This is a genomic window from Propionivibrio sp. (genome assembly GCF_029255185.1).
Taxonomy (GTDB): Bacteria; Pseudomonadota; Gammaproteobacteria; order Burkholderiales; family Rhodocyclaceae; genus Propionivibrio.
Genome location: NZ_JAPUVO010000005.1, coordinates 1 through 1,468, shown reverse-complemented (window position 1 = coordinate 1,468; position 1,468 = coordinate 1). Strand labels below are relative to the sequence as shown.

Annotated in this window: 2 protein-coding genes; both read right to left on the bottom strand. The window is 63.4% G+C overall.

The window, feature by feature from the left end:
• Window positions 1-420 (bottom strand): hypothetical protein (locus Q1J43_RS00050; RefSeq protein WP_301100236.1); only part of this gene is annotated, 420 nt, incomplete at its 3' end.
• Window positions 421-548: 128 nt separating this feature from the next.
• The coding region (locus Q1J43_RS00045) for a phage/plasmid primase, P4 family (RefSeq protein ID WP_301100235.1) at window positions 549-1,468 on the bottom strand (920 nt) is incomplete at its 5' end.

Below are 1,468 nucleotides of genomic sequence, written 5' to 3'. Positions count from 1 at the left end.
GTCGGCTTCGTTGTCGTCGACTGGGGTGTGACCACGCTCGCGGACGGACGTGATCATTTCGTCCTTGCCTGCGTTGCCTTTGCCGGTTGCGTGCTTCTTGATCGTGCCGACCGGAACGCCCTGGTAGGGGATGTTGTGATGTTCACACCACGCAGTCAGGTGCCCCATGAATCCGCCGTAGGCGTGCGCCGCGTCAACGCCAGCGTGCCTCCGAACTTCCTCGAAGAACACCGCGTTGATGTGATTGCTGACCGACAGCAGTTCGTTGAGCCAGCGCTTGAATCGAAGGAAACGCATCCCGCCGCCTTCAAATCGCTGCGGCTTGAAGTGCTCCGTGCCGCTGGTGATGGTGCCGTCCAGGTGCTGCAGAGCCCACCCGGTGTGTGTGCCCAGATCGAGGGCGAGGATCGTCGTGTTCATCGTCTTTACTCCGTGTTGGGTGGGCAAGTGACGGATGCGACGGGTTGTCCGGACAACGTCCTTTACGTGCGCGCACGTGTAGCGCGTCAATCAGGAAACCCGTCAAATCCGTCACTCGCCCGGATTGGTCAGTCATCGCGGTAGGGGTAGGCGTGGCTGTACGGCTTGGGCCTGAGGGCGATGCCCGCGATGGCGCGAGCCCCACCGGTCAGCCGACACTTCTCGAACTTGCGAGTCGCCATCAGCTCCGAGAACCTCTTGACCGAACCCACGTATTCGCCCGCGCGCTCGGCCCATTCGCGCCAGTCGGCGAACAGTTCGGAGACGCCTTCGCGGTGGGACTTGGCCAGCAGACAGCGTTCTTCGATCCACTGCCCGAGCGCATCCTCGGCCTCGAAATACTCCTCGGTCGCCGACACCACGCTGGCGGGCGGCTTCAAGCCCTGGCGTTGCCACAGGCTACAGCCCTCGACGGCCCACGCCAGAATCCCATCGCGCTCCTTGAGCAGCTTCTCGGTCAGCCTGCCGTCGCGGCGCTCGGGCGGGATCGTCACCGTGAACGGGATCAGGTGAAGTCGGCGCTTCATCGCCTCGTCGACATTGCGGATCGACGGCTTGTGATTGCCTGCGATCACCAACTTGAACTGCGGCAGGTACTCGAAGAAGTCCTGGCGCATGAAGCGAGCGGACACCTTGTCACCACCGGTGATGGCCTTGACCTTGGACTCGTTCCAGCGCCGCCCTTGCTCCGTTTCGATGGATGACACGAAGCGTGCGCCGCGCAGGCCTGCAAGATCGGTCGGGTGCCGGTCGTTGCGCGCCTCCATGAACGTGTCCATCGGCGCGTTGGCCGCGTAGTCGCCCAGGATGGTGGTCAGCACGTTGACGAACACCGACTTGCCGTTCGCGCCCGTGCCGTACAGGAAGAAAAGCGCGTGTTCGCTGGTGACGCCCGTCAGGCAGTAGCCAACCATCAGTTGCAGGTAGGCCATCAGATCGGCGTCGCCACCGGTGACATCCGTGAGGAAGGCTCGCCACGTCGGGCAGG